This is a genomic window from Bacteroides stercorirosoris, assembly GCF_900142015.1.
GTDB lineage: Bacteria > Bacteroidota > Bacteroidia > Bacteroidales > Bacteroidaceae > Bacteroides > Bacteroides stercorirosoris.
In genome coordinates this window covers 1-20160 of the sequence record NZ_FQZN01000049.1, presented here as the reverse complement: position 1 = coordinate 20160, position 20160 = coordinate 1, and the positions used below count along the sequence as shown (strand labels likewise).

Annotated in this window: 18 protein-coding genes, 1 tRNA gene and 1 pseudogene; 11 read left to right on the top strand and 9 right to left on the bottom strand. The window is 44.2% G+C overall.

Translation table 11 applies throughout. The features are described from left to right. The first annotated feature begins 325 nt into the window (after positions 1–325). The 4 genes from BUC01_RS23025 to BUC01_RS23010 all read left to right on the top strand — a co-directional run bounded on the left by BUC01_RS23025 (position 326) and on the right by BUC01_RS23010 (position 2018). Entirely contained in the window at positions 326–811 is a 486-nt protein-coding gene (locus tag BUC01_RS23025) for a hypothetical protein (RefSeq protein ID WP_025834683.1), read from the top strand. A 16-nt stretch (positions 812–827) separates the two neighbouring features. Next, positions 828–1154, top strand: coding sequence for a hypothetical protein (locus BUC01_RS23020; RefSeq protein WP_025834684.1), 327 nt, complete (start codon positions 828–830; stop codon positions 1152–1154). 214 nt (positions 1155–1368) lie between these two features. Continuing rightward, positions 1369–1689, top strand: a complete 321-nt coding sequence (locus tag BUC01_RS23015) for a type II toxin-antitoxin system RelE/ParE family toxin (RefSeq protein WP_025834686.1) — start codon at positions 1369–1371, stop codon at positions 1687–1689. Positions 1690–1697: 8 nt separating this feature from the next. After that, on the top strand, positions 1698–2018 hold the full coding sequence (locus BUC01_RS23010; protein ID WP_013612638.1) for a HigA family addiction module antitoxin: 321 nt from the start codon (positions 1698–1700) through the stop codon (positions 2016–2018). Positions 2019–2353: 335 nt separating this feature from the next. On the opposite strand, the gene BUC01_RS23005 is transcribed toward BUC01_RS23010, so the two are convergent. The 3 genes from BUC01_RS23005 to aroB all read right to left on the bottom strand — a co-directional run bounded on the left by BUC01_RS23005 (position 2354) and on the right by aroB (position 3893). Continuing rightward, a tRNA-Pro gene (locus tag BUC01_RS23005) sits at positions 2354–2427 on the bottom strand. 115 nt (positions 2428–2542) lie between these two features. After that, positions 2543–2758 carry an ADP-ribosylglycohydrolase family protein gene (locus BUC01_RS25980; protein ID WP_243462698.1) on the bottom strand — a complete coding sequence of 72 codons (216 nt, stop codon included), beginning with the start codon at positions 2756–2758 and terminating at the stop codon, positions 2543–2545. 73 nt (positions 2759–2831) lie between these two features. After that, positions 2832–3893, bottom strand: coding sequence for a 3-dehydroquinate synthase (aroB, locus tag BUC01_RS22995; RefSeq protein ID WP_025834690.1), 1062 nt, complete (start codon positions 3891–3893; stop codon positions 2832–2834). 203 nt (positions 3894–4096) lie between these two features. Between aroB and BUC01_RS22990 the strand changes: the two genes are divergently transcribed. Then, positions 4097–4510 (top strand): hypothetical protein, encoded by a 414-nt coding sequence (locus tag BUC01_RS22990; protein WP_025834692.1) that lies wholly within the window; start codon positions 4097–4099, stop codon positions 4508–4510. Between the two features lie 99 nt (positions 4511–4609). After that, positions 4610–7519, top strand: coding sequence for a TonB-dependent receptor (locus BUC01_RS22985; protein ID WP_073314998.1), 2910 nt, complete (start codon positions 4610–4612; stop codon positions 7517–7519). Positions 7520–7589: 70 nt separating this feature from the next. On the opposite strand, the gene BUC01_RS22980 is transcribed toward BUC01_RS22985, so the two are convergent. After that, on the bottom strand, positions 7590–8342 hold the full coding sequence (locus BUC01_RS22980) for a porin family protein (protein WP_025834694.1): 753 nt from the start codon (positions 8340–8342) through the stop codon (positions 7590–7592). Positions 8343–8452: 110 nt separating this feature from the next. On the opposite strand from BUC01_RS22980, the gene cls reads away from it, so the two are divergent. Continuing rightward, positions 8453–9892, top strand: a complete 1440-nt coding sequence (gene cls, locus BUC01_RS22975; protein WP_073314996.1) for a cardiolipin synthase — start codon at positions 8453–8455, stop codon at positions 9890–9892. Here the strand turns inward: cls and BUC01_RS22970 are convergent. The 3 genes from BUC01_RS22970 to BUC01_RS22960 are packed head-to-tail and all read right to left on the bottom strand — an operon-like array spanning position 9887 to position 11899. Further along, positions 9887–10423, bottom strand: coding sequence for an RsmD family RNA methyltransferase (locus tag BUC01_RS22970; protein WP_025834696.1), 537 nt, complete (start codon positions 10421–10423; stop codon positions 9887–9889). The genes cls and BUC01_RS22970 overlap by 6 nt on opposite strands. Then, entirely contained in the window at positions 10414–11193 is a 780-nt protein-coding gene (locus BUC01_RS22965; protein ID WP_073314994.1) for a DUF3822 family protein, read from the bottom strand. Before BUC01_RS22965 ends, BUC01_RS22970 begins: the two co-directional genes overlap by 10 nt. Before the next feature lie 19 nt (positions 11194–11212). Further along, the gene (locus BUC01_RS22960; RefSeq protein ID WP_025834697.1) at positions 11213–11899 is read right to left on the bottom strand and encodes a hypothetical protein; all 687 of its coding nucleotides are present in this window, start codon (positions 11897–11899) and stop codon (positions 11213–11215) included. Positions 11900–11994: 95 nt separating this feature from the next. Between BUC01_RS22960 and BUC01_RS22955 the strand changes: the two genes are divergently transcribed. Together BUC01_RS22955 and BUC01_RS22950 are read left to right on the top strand one after the other, a co-directional pair. Then, entirely contained in the window at positions 11995–13413 is a 1419-nt protein-coding gene (locus BUC01_RS22955) for an ATP-dependent DNA helicase (protein WP_025834699.1), read from the top strand. Positions 13414–13508: 95 nt separating this feature from the next. After that, positions 13509–14345 carry a hypothetical protein gene (locus tag BUC01_RS22950; protein WP_025834701.1) on the top strand — a complete coding sequence of 279 codons (837 nt, stop codon included), beginning with the start codon at positions 13509–13511 and terminating at the stop codon, positions 14343–14345. Positions 14346–15620: 1275 nt separating this feature from the next. Here BUC01_RS22950 and alaS read toward each other — a convergent pair. After that, positions 15621–18239, bottom strand: a complete 2619-nt coding sequence (alaS, locus tag BUC01_RS22945) for an alanine--tRNA ligase (protein ID WP_073314992.1) — start codon at positions 18237–18239, stop codon at positions 15621–15623. A gap of 152 nt (positions 18240–18391) precedes the next feature. Between alaS and BUC01_RS22940 the strand changes: the two genes are divergently transcribed. Further along, positions 18392–19360, top strand: a complete 969-nt coding sequence (locus BUC01_RS22940; RefSeq protein ID WP_025834702.1) for a M23 family metallopeptidase — start codon at positions 18392–18394, stop codon at positions 19358–19360. Between the two features lie 2 nt (positions 19361–19362). Then, positions 19363–19746 carry a MerR family transcriptional regulator gene (locus BUC01_RS22935; RefSeq protein WP_034524676.1) on the top strand — a complete coding sequence of 128 codons (384 nt, stop codon included), beginning with the start codon at positions 19363–19365 and terminating at the stop codon, positions 19744–19746. Positions 19747–20022: 276 nt separating this feature from the next. On the opposite strand, the pseudogene BUC01_RS22930 reads toward BUC01_RS22935, so the two are convergent. Then, positions 20023–20160 (bottom strand): annotated as a pseudogene (locus BUC01_RS22930) (DDE transposase); the annotation flags it as partial.

The following is a 20160-nucleotide window of genomic DNA, read 5'->3' as shown; positions in this document are numbered from 1 at the left end:
GTTTGTAGAACGCTGGAAATTGATTACATTTGTCGCACTAACAGGTTGAAAAACCTGTCGGTGACATATTAGTCAAAGGAAGCGTTTAGCTTTATCCCGTTTTAGAAATTCTGGTAAAATTTCATATGGTACGGGGATAGACGATACAAACGCTCATGCTAATCTTGTATATATCAATGATATATATAGCTTGGCGTGGGGTGTCGTTTTATCTTGTACCATGGGTTTACCAGAGCCTCTAAAACAGATAATTCTAACAGTCCCACGCTTTCCTTTTTATATAAACCTTTCCTATTGGGACTGTGGAAAACAAATCTACAGTATTATGAAAAAGTATTTCGTGGTATCATTACTATTTGTATTAATGGGGGTATTTCCAAATGTTCATGCTCAAAATTCATCATCAAAAGATACTTCCAAAAGTGGTGTCTTGACTTCTGGTAGTGTTCAATTATGCACTTATGAAAGAGGATGTCTGATAACGGACAATGATATGAAACATTGGACTCAGAAACTTGAAATATCCTACGATGGTTCAGACAAGACATATGGAATCTATATCAAGGTTCAAGGGGATATCATCAATTTAAGTGTCAAATATAAGAGTAGTGGTAAGGAGTCCTATACATACGAGGGAACAGACAGAGTAACAGGACGAAAGGTTGTTGTCGTAACAAAACAAAAGTTGAGTTGGTATTTGAATAACAACGGAGTTGAGTCTCATACAGAGGTTGAGAGCCCTAAGGGGATAATCGTTACCGTTCCTGCTACTTATACGGTCTTTTCAGTAGTTCCTATTAAAAACAAATAATTTAGGAGGATTAATTATGAATGAGATTGAAGATATTCCTATTGGATGGGGCGTATTGCTTTTTATCGTTGTTTACTGTTTCATGCTTAATGCTGTTATGCATTATGCAGATAGAAGTGGGCGAGATAAGGCTTTTTGGGTATTCATAGCCATAATATTAACCCCTATCATTGCGGCTTTTTTGTTATTCTTGTATGGTGAATCAAAAGAGCACCGAAAAGAAAGAATTATTGAGGAAGAACTTTGGAGGCGTTCTTGCAATGAAGAGGTCATGAAAATTAAAGAAGTCGTGGAAAACAAAGTGTCTAAGGAGCAGGATATGAGCGACCCTCTAAACTGGTAATATCTATAAAAGTTGATTAAAGGGTGAATAAGGCTTCTAACGGAGCATTTAAAACAAGGGTAGGGCAATAGTTGTCCTACCCTGTTTGTTATAACTGGGTTGTTCTAATAGAGGAGTAGAAGAGTGTCTTTAATGGTTGTTGTCGAAAATAATTCGCTAATATTGCGAATTGTGCAAATTGTTTCGTATCTTTGTGTCATCAAAGAGTAGCTATATGAATGTAGAGTTTGAAAAGGAATATTTGGCGGAACTTTATGAAAAAGGAAAGACCGATGATAAGAAGCATCGTTTCCAATCTCAAATAGTCAATGGTTATTTGAAGTGTGTCAAGGCTTTACTAAATGCCTCTCGAATGGAAGATTTATATCAGTATAGGTCTTTGAACTATGAAAAGTTGAAAGGTGATAAAAAAGGACTTTCTTCTTTACGTATCAATGACCAATATAGGCTTGAATTTCGGGAAATAGCTAATGCGGGTAATCAAGTAGTCATAGAAATATGTTCTTTGGTGGATATTACAAATCATTATAAATAGGAAGAACTATGGGTATAGCAGCAAATAATTTACAGTCATTCCGTCCCTATCATCCAGGCGAATTGGTAAAGGAAGAATTGGAATGTAGAGGCATAAAGCAAAAGGAATTTGCGAAGAAATTTGGTTTGTCTTATTCAGCCTTAAATGAGGCGTTAAATGCTAAACGTCCAATAACAACAGAATTTGCCTTGCTTTTAGAGGCAGCTTTGGGTATCAATGCTGATTTGCTTGTAAGAATGCAAACGGATTATAATATACAGGTAGCACGAAAGAATAACTCCTTGCGTGAAAAGCTAAACAATATAAAGAAAATAGCTGCTGTGTTTTGAAAAACAGTCCTTGGAATGATATTATAAAAACAAGAATAAGGCTTCTAACGGAGCATTTAAAACAAGGGTAGGGCAATAGTTGTCCTACCCTGTTTGTTATTATGGGTTTGTTCCTAATAGAAGAGTAAAAGAAGTTATGCGCAAACAGGGAGTGTGGTTGTGCGTGAAAAAACTTTTGAGGATTAGGAAAGATTAACGGTCAACCAAATACAAATCCAATTGGTGTCACAATTTGTATTGGGTTGGACTAAGTTATCCGAAAAGTGTAATAAAACTGTAATCGACATAAATAAAAAGGAGCTAAGCTGGTAGCTTAACTCCTTGATGCTCAGTAGTCGGGATGACAAGATTCGAACTTGCGACCACACGCCCCCCAGACGCGTACTCTACCGGGCTGAGCTACATCCCGAATTGCGGATGCAAAAGTAGTGCTTTATTTTTAAATAGCAAATATTTTATGCCGTTTTTTATTGGAATATATGCCCTGTGGCTTTATCTTGCTGATAAACAGCTTGAACTTAATCTTAAGTCCGCACGTATTTTTCATAAAACTCATGCATTATTTCGATAAACTCGTCCGAAAGCCTTTTAATCACTTTCTGCCGGATGTGCGGTGGCACTTCTTTGTAATACGCTTCTGCTATTCCTCCCGTAATGGCTCCCATCGTGTCGGCGTCGCCTCCTAAAGACACGGTGAGGCGGATGGCACTTTCGAAGTCGGTGCTTTCAAGAAAAGCAATGATGGATTCTTGAACTAAATGGCTGTATATACCCGCATAGGGCGATAAAGTAACTGCGTTATATGCATGGAGGCTATACCCCCATGCACTCTCTGTAGAAATCGAACATCTCGAAAATAGTATCCTTGTCCGTTGTTTGGTTGAGGCTGATGTCGCCCACCTCTTTCAGCAAGGTGAAGTTGATGATGCCGGCACTGTTCTTCTTGTCATGCTTCATCAGCTCGTAAAGCCGGTCGTACTGTTTGCAGTTGAAGGCAAAAGCTCCGTAGTTCTCTTTGATGAACTGAATGGTCTGCCGCATTTTCTCCTTCGAGAAACCGACCTTTATATAAGAAAGGTATAACTCGCAAACAATCCCCCAGGCAACGGCATAGCCATGCAACACAGGACGGCCTTCGGCAAGGGCAAGACTTTCGAAAGCATGACCTACGGTGTGCCCCAGGTTCAACGCCTTGCGGATGCCATGTTCCAGCGGGTCTTGCTCCACAATGTCCTCCTTCACTTGTACGGAACGGCCCACCATTGACTTCAATGCAGCGTAATCTATCTTTTCTGTATCAAAAGCCAGTAATTCAGCCAGATGCTCCGGAGTGCTGATGAGTCCGTGCTTCAACATCTCGGCGTAGCCGGAAAAGAAGTTGTGGGCATCGAGGCTACGCAGGAACTCCGTTTCGAGAAGCACCGAGGCGGCAGGGGCGAAGACGCCGATTTCATTCTTCAGTCCGTTGAAGTTGATGCCCGTTTTGCCTCCCACGGAAGCGTCCACCATTGCCAGCAGCGTAGTGGGAATATTGATGTAGGCAATACCCCTCTTGAAAGTGGAGGCGGCAAAACCACCCAGGTCGGTCACCATGCCGCCGCCCAGGTTGATGAGCAGTGAATGGCGGGTGGCCCCCTGTTCGCTCAAGGCTTGCCATACGGAGGCCAGGGTTTCCAGATTCTTGTGGACGTCTTCGGCGCCGATAATGATTTCTGTAGCTTCTTTTAGGGCCGGGATGCCATTGAGTTGCGGCAGGCAAAGGCGGTGGGTATGCTCGTCGGTCAGGATAAATAGCTTGTCATGGGGACATTTCCCGATGGCACTTGTCAGACTGCTTTCCAGCTCCTCGCAGAGGATTACTTCTTGTTTACTCATGATGTATTTGTCTTTTTTAGTTTCGCAAAGATAATGCAAATCGAGTGCAGAACTTTCATGCTTGCATGAAAAAGTTATGCTGAGATACAGCTTATCTTCTTTTAAAGATAGGATTTCTCTTCGAAAGAAGTATCTTTGCAGACAATAAAACTTACCCCCGGATAGGGTGGAGATATAAATCATGAACAATAAATCATAAATAGATGAAAGCATTGTTACCGGTATATTGCCGTTTATTAGGATATTTTGTGATTGCACTGGCGTTGTTCATTCCGATTATGCTGTACATAACGGGAAAGATGACGGATGCCAACCTTTTGTTTTATAAAGAATGTTCCAAACTGCTGATGATGTTGGGAGCACTGATGATTATCTTTGCCTTGACGAAGAATGAAAACAAGGAGACGGAGGTCATTCGCAACAAGGCCGTGCGCAACGCCATGTTTCTTACTGTGTTCTTCATCTTCGGCGGCATGCTCTACCGGGTGGCGAAAGGCGATGTCATGAGCGTGGATTCCTCTTCTTTCCTGATCTTCCTTATACTGAATATTCTTTGCCTGGAATTTGGTATAAAGAAAGCGCGGGTTGATGGATTATTTAAGCGCGAACGTCGATAATTAGAATATTTTGTTTAATCCTCATTAAACTTTTTAGTGTAAAGCTTGTCAAATGAAGCAGTGTAAAAACAGACATTTTGTTTCATAAAAAACAGGCGCATGAAAAAAGTAATCATCGGAACAGTGTTATTGCTGACAACAACGCTTTCCGTTTTCTCACAGACTAAAAACATTACAGTGGCGGGACGTGTCGTTGAAGATGACACGAAAGACCCCGCCGTACAGGCCACAGTACAGTTGCTTTCGTTGCCCGACAGTGCATTTGCCGCGGGTGTCGCAACTACGCAACAGGGATACTTCACTCTCCCTAAAGTTAAAGCCGGGAAATATGTATTGAAGGTTTCCTATATCGGCTTCCAGCCCACAGTGGTTCCTGTGCAGTTATCGGCTCAAACTCCCAACAAGAATGTGGGCACCATTTCATTGAAAACAGATGCAGTGATGCTGGCTGAAGCGGTAATCACCGCAGAAGCGCCGCAGGTGCAGGTAGTGGAAGACACGTTGGTGTATAACTCCACCGCCTACCGTACACCCGAAGGTGCCATGCTCGAAGAACTCGTGAAGAAACTTCCCGGTGCCGAGATTGATGACGACGGTAACGTGAAAATCAACGGTAAGGACTTGAAAAAGATTATGGTGGACGGAAAAGAGTTCTTTGGCGGAGACGTAAAGACGGGCTTGAAGAACTTGCCGGTGGAGATGATTGACAAACTGAAAACGTATGATAAACAGTCTGACCTGGCGCGAATCACGGGTATTGATGACGGTGAAGAAGAAACCGTGCTCGACCTGACAGTGAAAAAGGGCATGAACCGCGGATGGTTTGGTAATGCCGATGCTGCCGTGGGTACTGAAGACCGCTATGCAGGGCGTGTGAACTTAAATCATTTTGTGGATAAAACGCAGGTTACGCTTATCGGTTCTGCCAACAACGTGAACAATCAGGGCTTTTCCGGTGGTGGCGGCGGTCCGCGCTGGCGGCGTAATAATGGTCTGAATGCCCCTAAAGAATTGGGTATCAGCTTTGCCACCGAAAACAGCAAGATAGAGTTGGGAGGTAGTGCGCAGTATAATCATAATGATGCTGACATCATCAACATCAATTCGTCCGAACGTTTCTTGCAAAACGGCAATTCATATTCCAACTCCAACTCAGCCAACCGGAACAAGAATTCAACGTTCAGAGCCGACTTCCGCATGGAGTGGAAACCGGATTCAATGACGAACATCATCTTCCGTCCGAACTTCTCTTATGGAAAGACGGACAACGCTTCCACTTCATTGTCGGGAACCTTTAATGCCGACCCGTTCAACTTAGTTGCCAACCCGAACGATTATCTTGATTTCGATTTGATAAATACCGGCGATCCGTTGAAGGATATCCGTGTGAATGCCACGAACAGCGGTACGCTTTCTGACAGTAAGAGCATTTCGACGGACGCAACGTTGCAGATTAACCGTAAGCTGAATGACAGAGGGCGTAATATTACGTTCCGCGGACGTTTCGGCTATGGGGATAATGATAATAACCAGTATACGGAGTCGATGACACGTTACTATCAGATTCCTACTAATCCGGACTCTACTCTGATTCGTAACCAGTTTATCACCACTCCTACCAATAACTATAATTATAGTGCGCAAATCACTTATAGCGAACCTATTGCACAGGCCACATTCCTGCAATTCAGCTATCAGTTCCAGTATAAATATAGTGAGAGTGACAAGACGACGTATGATTTGTATAAAGTCAATCCGGAATGGGGACTGGGCGAACCGCTGCCTGTCGGTTATGAAAACCATGCGGTAGATAGTCTGGGTAAGTATGCCGAGTACAGATATTATAACCATGACGCTTCCGTATCATTGCGTTTCATCCGTCAGAAGTACCAGTTGAGTGCCGGTATGTCTTTCCAGCCGCAGAGTTCCAAACTTTCTTATAAGAAAGGGAATTATATGATTGATACCACCCGTTCCGTATTCAACTTTGCCCCGAACATTGATTTCCGCTACCGCTTTTCCAAAGTAAGCCAGTTGCGTTTCAATTATCGCGGACGTACTGCCCAGCCGAGCATGGAGAACTTGTTGCCGATTGTAGACAACTCCAATCCGCTGAATATCCGTGTCGGTAATCCGGGCTTGAAGCCTTCTTTCACGCACTCCATGCGTTTGTTCTACAATACGTATAATGCGGAGCTCCAACGGGGTATCATGACGCATGCCAGTTTCTCGGCTACGCAGAACAGCATCAGCAACAGTACCGAGTATAACGAGGAAACCGGTGGACGTACCACTACTCCGAAGAATATCAATGGCAACTGGAGTGCATTCGGTATGTTCGGTTTTAATACGGCACTGAAGAATAAGAAGTATACTATCAATTCATTCTCCAATATCAACTATCAGAACAATGTAGCGTATTTGTATAATCAGGAGACTAAGATGGATGATAAGAATACGACAACCGGATTGACATTGAGCGAACGCCTGAACGGTGCTTATCGTAACGATTGGTTTGAGTTCGGTCTGAATGGCTCTATCTCTTATACCGCTGAGCGTAACAAACTGCGTCCGGACAACAATCAGGAACCTTACACTTTCTCTTATGGTGCCAATACGCAGTTGATGGCTCCTTGGAACATGACTTTCACAACGAACATTGCCAACCAGAGCCGTCGTGGTTACACGGATGCAAGCATGAACCGTAATGAGTTGATTTGGAATGCGCAGCTTTCGCAAACTTTCTTGAAAGGTGCGGCGACTGTGAGCTTCGAAATGTATGATATCTTGAAGCAGCAAAGTAATATCAGCCGTTCATTGACAGCGGATGGCCGTTCTGTTTCCGAATATAATGGTGTCAACAGCTATTGCATGGTGCACTTTATCTATCGTCTGAATATCTTTGGCAGCAAGGCTGCCCGTGAGAAGATGCAAGGTAGAGGTGGTTTTGGTCCCGGTCATGGTGGTCCTGGCGGACGTCCCGGTGGTTTCGGGGGAAGACGTTTCTAAAGTAGAACCAGTTATGATTATAAAGTTTCCCCTTCCATTCTCGTAGAAAGAGATGGAAGGGGATTCTGTTTTAACGTTTTCCTGTATCGAAGCAAAAGCCAACATGGAATTCTATTCCTATGTTATGGGGAGATACAACGGGCTGGTTTTCATTAAATTGACCTCCAAACAAATCTTTGGGAAACTTCTTGCTTATAGGAAGAAAACCATATTCTGCACCGACACCGATGAAGAGGAATTTATACTTGAAATCGGCTCCTATGCTCAATCCTATATCTAATTTTTTCGATCCATAGTTCTTATCGAAGGTATCTCGCCAGCTACTCGTGTACTCTGCACTGTAATCTTGTGTAATAAATTCCCCATCATCCAGTTTAGAATGTCGCCATATCTCAGTCTTAGTCTTACCTGCGATGCCATAAGCTATGTATGTACCAGTGCTGAACTGCAATCCGCAGTTTGTGTTTAGAGGTAAATATGCTGCAATCTTTATAGGTAGTTGAACGTAAGTGGCATTTATCTTGGATTTTATTTTTTCATAGAATAAGTAAGTTCCTCCTCCTTCTGCCGAATTCTGTATTAGAGAAGAGTCATCAACAGAGTAATTTTTTCTTAAAAAATGGAGCCCTGTTTGTAACGACCATGTTCGGTTAATCGGGAATTCGACCCCAAAACCGAAGCGGTAGCCAAAGTTCGCATTGTAATTCTCGTTCTTGGTGATGCCGGTCAGTCCGGTTCCGGCTTGTGCGTTAATCTTTACTTGTGAGTAACAGATAGTGGCGGATAAACCCAATAGAAGGGCGATTGGCAGTTGTCTTTTCATATTTCATAGTATTAGTGTATATTTGGCAAATATATGTAAATACTTTAAAGTCAATCTCTTTTTCCTTATAAAAAAATAGGAATTCTTTAATTTTCTCTATATTTGCTTCTGTGATTGATTGGAATTATATATTGAACCAAGTAGCCACCGTTGCTTTTGATATCATTTATTTTGGTGCTATCATCGGAACTATTGTCGTTATCATCCTCGACAATCGTAATCCGGTGAAGACGCTTGCGTGGATATTGGTGCTGATGTTCCTGCCTGTTGTGGGGTTGGTCTTCTATTTCTTCTTTGGACGTAGCCAAAGGCGCGAGCGGGTGATAGGGAACAAGATTTATAACCGCCTGCTCAATAAACCGATGGTAGAATATCTGGCACAGGATGCCTCCACCTTACCTATGGCTTATAGCCGGCTGATCTCTTTATTCCGCAATACCAATCAAGCACTTCCCTTCGACGGCAACCGTGTGGAAACTTACACCAGCGGTGTCTCCATGTTGCAATCCTTGTTGCGTGAACTGGAAAAAGCTCAGAATCATATTCATATTGAATTCTATATCTTTGAAGATGATGCCATCGGGCGCATGGTGCGCGATGTCTTGATAGAAAAAGTCCGGATGGGCGTTGAAGTGCGTGTCATTTATGATGATGTAGGCTGCTGGCATGTCCCCAATCGCTTTTATGACGAAATGCGTGCGGCCGGCATCGAAGTGCGCAGCTTCCTGAAAGTACGCTTCCCATTGTTCACCAGTAAAGTGAACTACCGTAATCACCGTAAGATAGTGGTCATAGACGGTCGTGTAGGTTTCGTAGGAGGAATGAATCTGGCGGAACGTTATATGCGAGGTTTCTCATGGGGCATCTGGCGCGATACACATCTTCTGCTTGAGGGTAAGGCGGTGCATGGCTTGCAGACGGCTTTCCTGCTCGACTGGTATTTTGTAGACCGCACGCTGATTAGCGCTTCCCGCTACTTCCCCAAAGTGGAATCTTTGGGCACTTCCCTGGTGCAGATTGTGACAAGTGATCCCATCGGTCCCTGGAAAGAGATTATGCAGGGGTTGAGTATGGCGATATCCGGTGCAAAGAAATACTTCTATATACAGACCCCTTACTTTCTGCCTACCGAACAGGTGTTGGCGGCCATGCAAACAGCGGCATTGGCGGGCGTGGATGTCCGCTTGATGTTGCCTTTGCGTGCTGATAACCGCCTTACGCATTTAGGCTCTTGCTCTTACCTGGCAGACGTATTGCAGGCTGGTGTGAAGGTCTATTTTTATAAGATCGGTTTTCTGCATTCCAAGCTGATGGTGTCGGATGATGAACTTTCCACCGTCGGTTCTACCAATGTCGATTTCCGCAGCTTCGAGCACAATTTTGAGGTGAACGCCTTTATCTATGACACGGAAACGGCATTGCAGATGCGTGAAGTCTTTCTTCAAGACCAACGGGACAGCGTGCAGATATTCCTTAAAAACTGGGTGAAACGCCCTTGGTGGCGAAAGGCTGCCGAGAGTGTGGTGCGCTTGATGGCGCCGCTTTTATAATTTGAAGAGCGAGAAGTTCACGCTGCCGTATACCCGTCTTTCCACAAAGTTCGGATGATCTTCGAAATTGTCTTTCTTCCCGTGTTCCAAAACGAACAGGCCGTCTTCTTTCAGCAGGTTGTTCTCGAAAATGAGGTCGGGAATCGTTTCCAGTCCTTTCAATTCATAAGGCGGATCGGCAAAAATGAAGTCGAACTGTTCGCGTCCTCCCTTGATGAACTTGAATACATCGCCGCGGATGGGGATGCATTTATCGGTCTTTACTTCCTGCATAATCTTGCAGATAAAGGCGTGGTGATCCCGGTCTTTTTCAATGCTGATTACCCGGTCGCAGCCGCGTGACACTAATTCTATGCTGATACTGCCTGTACCTGCAAAGAGGTCGAGGGCAGATACACCGTCTTCAAAATCCAGGTAGTTGGAAAGTACATTGAACAGATTCTCTTTGGCAAAATCCGTTGTGGGGCGTGCCTTGAAGGTGTGGGGCACGTCGAACCTTCTTCTTTTATATATTCCGCTGATTACTCGCATACTGTTATGGCTTGTAGATCGAGGTTTGTGGCAGGGTTCATGACGAATACCTGCCGGATGAATTTCCGTAGTTCGCTGAGCAGGACTTCCTTGTCGGACAAGTCACCGGTGAGGTGCAGTTCGTCGCGTTCCTGTTCAAAGCCTAGTTGTTTCCATATATATAATAGGTAATAGATACGGTCCGGTGTCTGTTTGCATTCGAAAGAGTTGGCAAGCAACAGGTGGTTGCGGTCGTAGCAATACAGGTCGGCGGCATCTTTCCGCAGGTGTACATACATCTTCCGGCTGTTGCCCAGGTGGCTTTTGCTGGAGAAATATTCGATGAATGAACTTGCCTGTGAATAAAACCTCACATCAGGATACTGTTCGCACAAGAAGGAACGGGCGCTTTTATCCATGCTGAACAATACAACGGTATTGTTTTTCCGTAAAATGTTGTATAGCACAGTTTCGTTTTCCCGCTTCGGATGATTATGATAAAAAAGCATTTCCGTTTGTTCGTCTTCGAAGAACTCAAGCGGTACGAGGGTGAAACGCTTGCCTGCTATGAGTACGTTCACACGCCGGTAAGGATGGTTCAACCATTCTACTTCACGGAAAGTCTGTTTCAGATTGGCTGTGAGGGAGAGTGACTCTTCCACTTTCCGGTCGAAGAAAGAGAGTTCACCTTCTCCCAGAGGGTTGAATACAGAAAAAGAAAATCCATCCGCACTGAGGCGGATGGATAACGTATATTGTTCCGATTTACTAAAGTCAATCGTTTCTATCATACATTGTGAGGATGGGGGATTATTCCCAGTTACCTGCGTTGTTGTTAGCTGTTTCCAAGCTACCGATCATCAGACCGCAGTATTTGCCCAACTTAGTCTGTACGTCTTTCATGTTAGCAATTTCCTGCTTATCCAGACCGTTCAAATAAGTCTCGTACGGAGTCTTCACTTCAAGCAGACAGAAAGGAGCACCTGATTTAGCTGTATCGTTCTTGATAGCCATTTCGAACTGTGCGCCGTTACCGTAAGGTACATATCTCATAGAGTCGGGATTGAAGCCTTTGGGGAACACAGTATCCAGTACGGCAACCCACATTGTATCGCGTTTGAAGTTTTCCAGACCGGCTTTCTTTACTTCATCATACTTACCTGTTTTCTTAGCCTTGTTGATGATAGCGATAGCTTTTCTTTCGGTCATACCGTCTTCCAGCTGCTTGTCATTCAATTCACCTTCTTTGTAGATGAAAGGTAATTTTTGGTTTTTAACAAAGTAAATCAGGGTGTCGAAACTGGCCGTGTACTGTTGGTGGTTAAGGTTACGATACTCCTGCTGTGCTTTACGGATGTCCATTAAACGGGCAATAACTGCCTTCTCTCTGTGCTTTTTAGCCTTTTCAAAATTAATAGGACCCATAATGCTGGTATAGCAGATGTAAATCAATACCACTGCACACAAGCCTAAAACGACATTAAATACTGTTTTCATGATAAATATGTTTTTTAGTTGTTATATTCGTACCGCAAAAATAAAATAAATAATTCTAATGGCGATAGTTCCTGTAACTTTTTTCTATTACAAAAATGATAAATAACTATTTAGAAACGCAAATTAAGGAAATTTTTCCTTATGAACCAACTTTTGAACAAGAAATAGTACTAAAATCATTAGCTACCTTCTTGTTATCTCCCCGTAATGACGCGGTTTTTGTGCTGCGGGGGTATGCCGGTACGGGAAAAACCTCACTGGTGGGAGCGTTGGTACGGACGTTGGACAAGCTGCAACAGAAGTCTGTTCTGCTGGCTCCTACGGGGCGGGCGGCAAAGGTATTTTCCGCTTACGCGGGGCATCCGGCTTTTACCATTCACAAAAAGATTTACCGTCAGCAATCTTTCTCCAACGAGATGAGTAACTTTTCGGTGAATGATAATTTGACCACACACACCTTATATATAGTGGACGAGGCTTCGATGATTTCGAACGAAGGCTTGTCCGGTGCTGTGTTCGGGACGGGGCGTTTGCTGGACGACCTGATACAGTTTGTTTATTCCGGCACCGGTTGCCGTCTGATACTGATGGGGGATACCGCACAGCTTCCTCCGGTGGGGGAGGAGCAAAGTCCGGCGCTGTTTGCCGAGGCACTGAAAGGCTACGGGCTGGAAGTGATAGAAGTGGATTTGACACAGGTGGTACGCCAGGTTCAGGATTCCGGTATCTTATGGAATGCTACCTGCTTGCGCCAGCTCATAGCAGAGGATGCTTGTGAGAGTCTGCCCAAGATAAAGGTGTCAGGCTTTGCCGATATAAAAGTGGTGCCGGGTGACGAACTGATAGACACGCTGAGCACTTGTTATGACCGTGACGGGATGGATGAAACCATCGTAGTCTGCCGTTCGAACAAGCGGGCGAATATATATAATAAGGGTATACGCGCGCAAATCCTCTGGCGGGAGGATGAGCTGAATACGGGTGACTTGTTGATGGTGGCAAAGAATAATTATTATTGGACGGAGAAAAGCAAGGAGATGGATTTCATTGCCAACGGTGAGATTGCCGTTCTCCGCCGGATGCGCCGGACGCGCGAACTGTATGGTTTTCGTTTTGCCGAAGTCCTGCTTGCTTTTCCCGACTACGGGGACTTTGAACTGGAAGTCAATCTGCTTCTGGACACTCTGCACACGGATGCGCCTGCTCTGCCTAAAGCGGACAATGACCGCTTGTTCTATGCCGTTCTCGAAGATTATGCTGATATTTCCATGAAGCGCGAACGGATGAAGAAGATGAAGGCAGACCCGCACTATAATGCTTTGCAAGTGAAATATGCCTATGCCGTCACCTGTCATAAAGCGCAGGGTGGACAGTGGAAGAATGTATTTCTCGATCAGGGGTATATGACGGATGAGTATCTGACACCGGATTATTTCCGTTGGTTGTACACGGCTTTTACGCGCGCCACGGGTACTTTGTATTTGGTGAACTATCCGAAGGAACAGATATTATAAAGGTATTGAAAATAAAAAAAATATCAGCTTCCATGCAGTAATTAACTAAACCATGTATTTCTATTATATGAAATCGAACTAAATAAACTGAAACAATGAAATACATCTACTCTATTCTAATGTTGATTTCACTCTTGTTTGTGGGTACTGCATGCGAGGATGATTACCGTGATATGGTCTTCTTTACGGGTGATGCGCCTATTTACCAGATAGGAACATGTGATAACCTGATCGGTTCCGTTAAACTGTATCTGACTAAACCTGATGGTATGGTTGTCGGTGTGGATGGTGGTGACAATAACTATTCTATAATAAATGGAGACAATGCCATAGCGACTGCTGTTTTTGTAAAGAGTGAGAATGGTTATCAACGTATGCAGGTAACTCCTAAAACAGAGGGGCAGGTTGTAATAATAGTAAGGGACGGTAGTGGCAACTCAGCATCGTTGCAGGTGACGGTAGATGAGCGTGTGAAGTTGGTTTTGTATAAAGTGAAAGAAGGTATAGCAGTTACCGGAGAAGTTACGGAAGAACAAAAAGCTGAAATCACGAATGCTTTTGTGAGTACTTTTACCGTAAAACTGGGAGGAAGTTATGAGTTATTACCGGATAATGAATATGAAATGTGGGAAGGTGGAGTATTGCGTGTCCGTCCGGATGACTCTACGATTGCTCCTATGATAGGACAGTATGAGAGAGTACCGGTTCTTGAGGGTGAGACTGAACGGGCAGGTTTGTTGTTTACTTATAATGAAGAGAAACATCTTTATCGTTCCGGCGCTTTTCCTGAAACCACCAGAACTTCTTTAGAAACTGCACAATGGGATCTTTGGGAGGATGTTACTGAGATTTGTCCGGTAGCTGTTCCGGAGGGATGTAAGGTCTATCATATAGAACGCCTGTCGCAATATAATTATATAGAGAAGAACTAAGAAGGTATACTAATCCGGCCTTTTTTGTCAAGAGAGAATTTATGGATGTTTAACGGAATGGGAGGGCTTCGGCTTTCCCATTTCTATTTTCTGCAAACGGATGGTGTGTTTACTTCAAACAGATGATGCGTTTACCTCGAACAGATGGTGCGTTTTGCTCAAACAAACGGTCTGTTTTTCGTAAACGCATCATCTGTTTGAAGCAAATAAAAACGGAGAAGCAATGCCTCTCCGTTTATTCTGATTTGAAATGGAAGTATCTATAATCTGACGATACAAATATACTACATCCCAAAGGCGATGTCAAGTGTTCCGGTGCTTATTTTATAAATCTTCCTCTAACGAATCCGATACTACGGAGTCTGAAGAGGTGTTTTTGTACTGGTGATATTTGAGTACAAACTCACTGATTTCAGTGACTATTTCCACTGCTGATTATCAAAAGATTACAAGATGTCAATTCTTTGTCTACAAGAAGTTCGGAGTTTGTCGACAAGGAGTTAACTTCCTGTTGACAAACTCCTGACTTCTTGTAGACAGGCGAAGGAAGCGTTTTTCTATTCTTTTACAAAAAGATGAGAAGAAGAAAATAATCCGTTTTTTGCCCCTGCGCTTCATAGTCCGAAACGACACGCTTATACCTGCAACGCCTTACGCACCTATCTGCATCAGCCATCACTGGTATAAGCGTCGGCTCTCACTGGTATAGGCGTCACTCATCACTGCTACAAGCATCAGCTCTCACTGGTACACATGGCCCTCCATGCTGCCCAGTTCTATTAACGCATGCACCGGAAATATCGGATGACCTCAAGATACAGCATGAACTGTTCTCGTACATATACAAACAGAATGAGCGTTACATTGTCTTCATCCCCTTGCTTTGAAATTTCCTAGATTTCGATACTTGGGATAAAGCAGAAAACGCTTTCTACTGTCCGGCAATTTCTTCTGTCGGACGCTGCAAACGTTACGTTTTCTTTTTTACAATATAACGCTCTGTAAGAATATTATTCCTTCGAAAAGGAATTTTTGCTTTAATAATATGGGCTAAGTAACGTTTTAAAAATAAAGTGGTGTAACCGGGCATTTTATTTTCTCCGGTAGGAGAAAAGTTTTTTCCCAATAGGAGAAAAATAATTTAATAACCCGTTGGCGGAATTAATTCGTTTCAATAAATAAAAGTTCCGCTTCCAACAGACTGCAGAGCATGCTCTGTAATCTGTCAAAAGCGGAGCTTCTATATTAAATTAGGTATGAAGCTGAAAAGCAAAATCAAATACCGGCAAGCTCCAGCACCTTTTCTATTGCTGCATTCAGTCCGTCAATGTTCTTTCCACCTGCTGTTGCAAAGTGAGGCTGGCCACCGCCACCGCCTTGAATCAGTTTGGCAGCTTCCTTCACCAAGTTCCCGGCTTTCAATCCGCTGGCTACGAGGTTATCGCTCAACATAACTGTCAGCATCGGTTTTCCTTCATTGATGGTTCCGGCAACGAAGCACAGGCTCTCTGTAATCTCGCCACGCAGTTGGAATGCAATATTCTTAATGCTTTCTGCAGGTATCGGAGCACAAATCTTAATCACTTTTATGCCGTGGATTTCCTGCATATTTTTCAGCAGTCTTTCCTTTATCTGAGCTTCTTTCTCCCTCATGAAGTCTTCCATCTGTTTCTTCAATCCGGCATTCTCTTCAATGTACTTGCGGATGGTTCCGGCCAAGTCGGGTGCATTGTTGAAGAGTGCTTTCAGATCTTTCAGAGTATCTTCGATGGTGTCCATCAATTCCTCCACGCGTGCACCTGTGTAAGCTTCGATACGGCGTACGCCGGCAGCAACGGAACTTTCAGAAACAATCCTTATCATACCGATATTTCCGGTAGCGGCAACGTGTGTACCTCCACAGAACTCAACGGATGAACCGAACTGGATAACACGTACATGGTCGCCGTATTTTTCACCGAACAAGGCTATTGCGCCCAGTTCCTTGGCTTCTTCAATAGGGATATTGCGATATTCCTTCAAAGGTATGTTGGCACGGATTTTGGCGTTCACCAAGTGTTCTACCCGGCGGATTTCTTCGTCCGTCACTTTCTGGAAGTGAGAGAAGTCGAAACGCAGTGAGTCGGGGCTTACCAAAGAACCCTTTTGCTCTACATGCTCGCCCAATACCTCGCGGAGTGCAGAGTCCAACAAGTGGGTAGCCGAGTGGTTGGCTGCGCAGGCAGCACGTTTGTCGGTATCTACGCAAGCCATCATCGGAGCTTCCGGATGTGTGGGTAGTTTCTTGGTGATATGTATCGGAAGATTGTTTTCCTTCTTGGTATCAATGACTTCAATTGTTTCAAATTCGCTGACAAGCGCACCGGTATCACCTACCTGACCACCACTTTCCGCATAGAACGGAGTGTAGTCCAGTACAATCTGATACAACGTCTGGTTTTTCTGTTTCACCTGGCGGTAACGGAGGATGCTTGTTTCATATTCGGTATAGTCGTAACCAACGAATTCTGTCGTTCCTTCTTTCAGCGTAATCCAGTCACCGGTTTCGATAGCGGCGGCATTGCGTGCACGCTGCTTCTGTTGCTGCATTTCGGCATCGAACTCCTTGATGTCGGCAGTCATACCGTTTTCACGGAGAATCAGTTCCGTCAGGTCGAGCGGGAAACCGAAAGTATCATATAAGGTAAAGGCATCTTTACCGCTGATTTCTGTCTTTCCGGCAGCTTTGGCGTCAGCCATTGTCTTATCCAGCAAGCGGATACCGGTTTCCAGTGTGCGGAGGAAGGAGTCTTCTTCTTCTTTGATGACTTTGCCGATCAGTTCTTTCTGGGCTTCCAGTTCCGGATAAGCCTCGCCCATGTTCTCTATCAGAACGGGGAGCAGTTTGTACATGAATGCCTGTCTTTGTCCGAGGAATGTGTAACCATAACGAACGGCACGGCGAAGAATGCGGCGGATGACGTATCCGGCCTTGGCATTTGACGGTAACTGACCGTCTGTGATGGAGAAGGCAATTGTGCGGATATGGTCAGCGATGACACGCATGGCGATGTCCTGCTGATTGTCTTTACCGTAAACGGTGCCTGCCATATTGGCGATAGCTTTCAGTATCGGTTGGAATACATCCGTGTCATAGTTGGATGTCTTGCCTTGCAGTGTACGCACCAGGCGTTCGAAGCCCATACCTGTATCGATAACCTTGGCGGGAAGTCCTTCCAGGCTGCCGTCAGCCTTACGGTTGAACTGCATGAACACGAGGTTCCAGATTTCGATCACCTGCGGATGGTCTTTGTTTACCAATTGGTTGCCGGGCACTTTGGCTTTCTCTTCTTCCGGACGTGAGTCTATATGTATCTCGGAACACGGACCGCACGGACCCGTATCGCCCATTTCCCAGAAGTTGTCATGCTTGTTTCCGTTGAGGATGTGGTCTTTCGGAAGATATTGTTCCCAGAAAGAAGCGGCTTCGTTGTCGCGTTCCAATCCTTCTTCGGGGCTGCCTTCGAAAACGGTGGCATAAAGATTTTTGGGATCAATCTTCAGTACTTCCACCAGATATTCCCATGCCCAGTTGATAGCTTCTTTCTTGAAGTAGTCGCCGAACGACCAGTTGCCCAACATCTCAAACATGGTGTGGTGGTATGTATCGTGGCCTACCTCTTCCAGGTCGTTATGCTTGCCGCTTACGCGCAGACATTTCTGTGAGTCCGCGACTCTTTTATATTTCGCCGGGTGATTACCCAAAATAATATCTTTGAACTGGTTCATCCCCGCATTGGTAAACATCAGTGTCGGGTCATCTTTAATTACCATCGGAGCAGAAGGCACGATCTGGTGTCCTTTGCTCTCGAAGAAACTCTTGAATGAGTTCCGGATTTCATTTGCAGTCAACATACTCTTTTATTTATCTTAATCTATTACTAACTACTACCAACTACTATCTACTTACTACTAACTACTTAGTCTTAATATTCTTGAAAAAACTGTGCAAAGATAGCTAGTTTTTATTACTTTTGCCGTATTAACGAGCGAAATATTTCCAAAAGATGCGCAAAGTTTACTACATTTATAATCCACAGACGCAGACTTATGACCGTATTTACCCTACCGTCAGACAACGGGCGGTGAGCCTCTTGCGCCGTTTATTTATCGGTATGGGGTTGGGTGCGGGCAGTTTCATTGTTCTGCTGATTATCTTCGGTTCTCCTTCCGAGAAAGAATTACGAAAGGAAAATAGCCAACTTCTAGCGCAGTATAATGTGCTTTCACGTCGTTTGGACGAGGCTATGGGGGTGTTGCAGGATGTACAGCAACGTGATGACAACCTTTATCGCGTGATCTTTGCAGCGGATCCTGTACCGTCTGCCATTCGTCAGGTGGGGTATGGAGGCACTAACCGTTATGAGCATTTGATGGATATGGCGAACGCCGACCTGGTAGTGAATACTACCCAGAAGATGGATATGCTCAGTAAGCAGCTTTATATCCAGTCCCGTTCTTTCGACGATGTGGTGGATATGTGTAAGAGCCACGACGAAATGCTGCGATGTATTCCTGCTATCCAGCCCATTTCCAATAAAGACCTTCGCAAGACTGCGTCCGGTTATGGTACGCGTATCGACCCCATTTACGGTACAACGAAATTTCATGCCGGCATGGACTTCTCCGCACCTATCGGTACGGATGTTTATGCCACGGGAGACGGTACGGTGGTGAAGCTGGGCTGGGAAACCGGTTATGGCAATACTGTTGTGATAGATCATGGCTTTGGTTATCAGACTTTATATGGGCACTTGAAAGAATACCGCACGAAACTCGGAAAGAAGGTAGTGCGTGGCGAAGTCATTGCCGGAGTAGGTAGCACCGGAAAGAGTACCGGGCCTCACTTGCACTATGAAGTTCACGTAAAAGGGCAGGTAGTAAACCCCGTTAACTATTACTTTATGGACTTGAGTGCCGAAGATTATGACCGCATGATACAGATTGCCGCCAACCACGGTAAGGTTCTTGATTAATTATGAATAAAGACCTGAAGTTATATTATTCCATCAGTGAGGTAGCCCAGATGTTTGACGTCAACGAATCCTTGCTTCGTTTCTGGGAGAAAGAGTTTCCACAGCTTTCTCCGAAGAAGGGTAGTCGCGGCGTACGGCAATATCGTAAGGAGGATATAGAAACGGTGAAGCTGATTTATCATCTGGTAAAGGAACGGGGTATGACGTTGCCCGGTGCGCGCCAGCGGATGAAAGATAATAAAGAAAATACTCTCCGCAACTTTGAGATTGTGGACCGTCTGAAAGCTATTCGTGAGGAACTGCTCAGTATGAAGAAAGCCCTTGATGGATTTACCTATGAACAGGTGGATGAGTTGAAAAGGGACATTCAGGAAATAGGAGAGTAACCCGGATTTGAAAAACGGACCGGATAAAATAAAAACCGGATTGAACACTGTAGGGATATTCAGTAAATGTCCCTCTTTCTAATAAATTAAGAGAACAGTTTTACTTTACGTGAGCTTTTCTCTTAATTTTTTTCTGTAAAGTCTCAAGTTTTCTATCTTTTTTATAGAATATTATTTACATATTCTTATTTTTTCTTCCCAACGGTACATTATGTATATGCCTTTTTAGGGGAAGTTAAAAACCTCTCCTGTTTTCCTCTTATTATTTTAGTCTGATTATGCAGCCGTTCTTTTTCTCTTTTCGACCTTTTCTATCATACATACCGCATTGGCCGTATGTATTCCAAAGAAAATCCAAAGCATTTCCGTTTTCCTGTTTCTAGCTTTTATTCTGGCCAGTGAGTAATGTTGTTT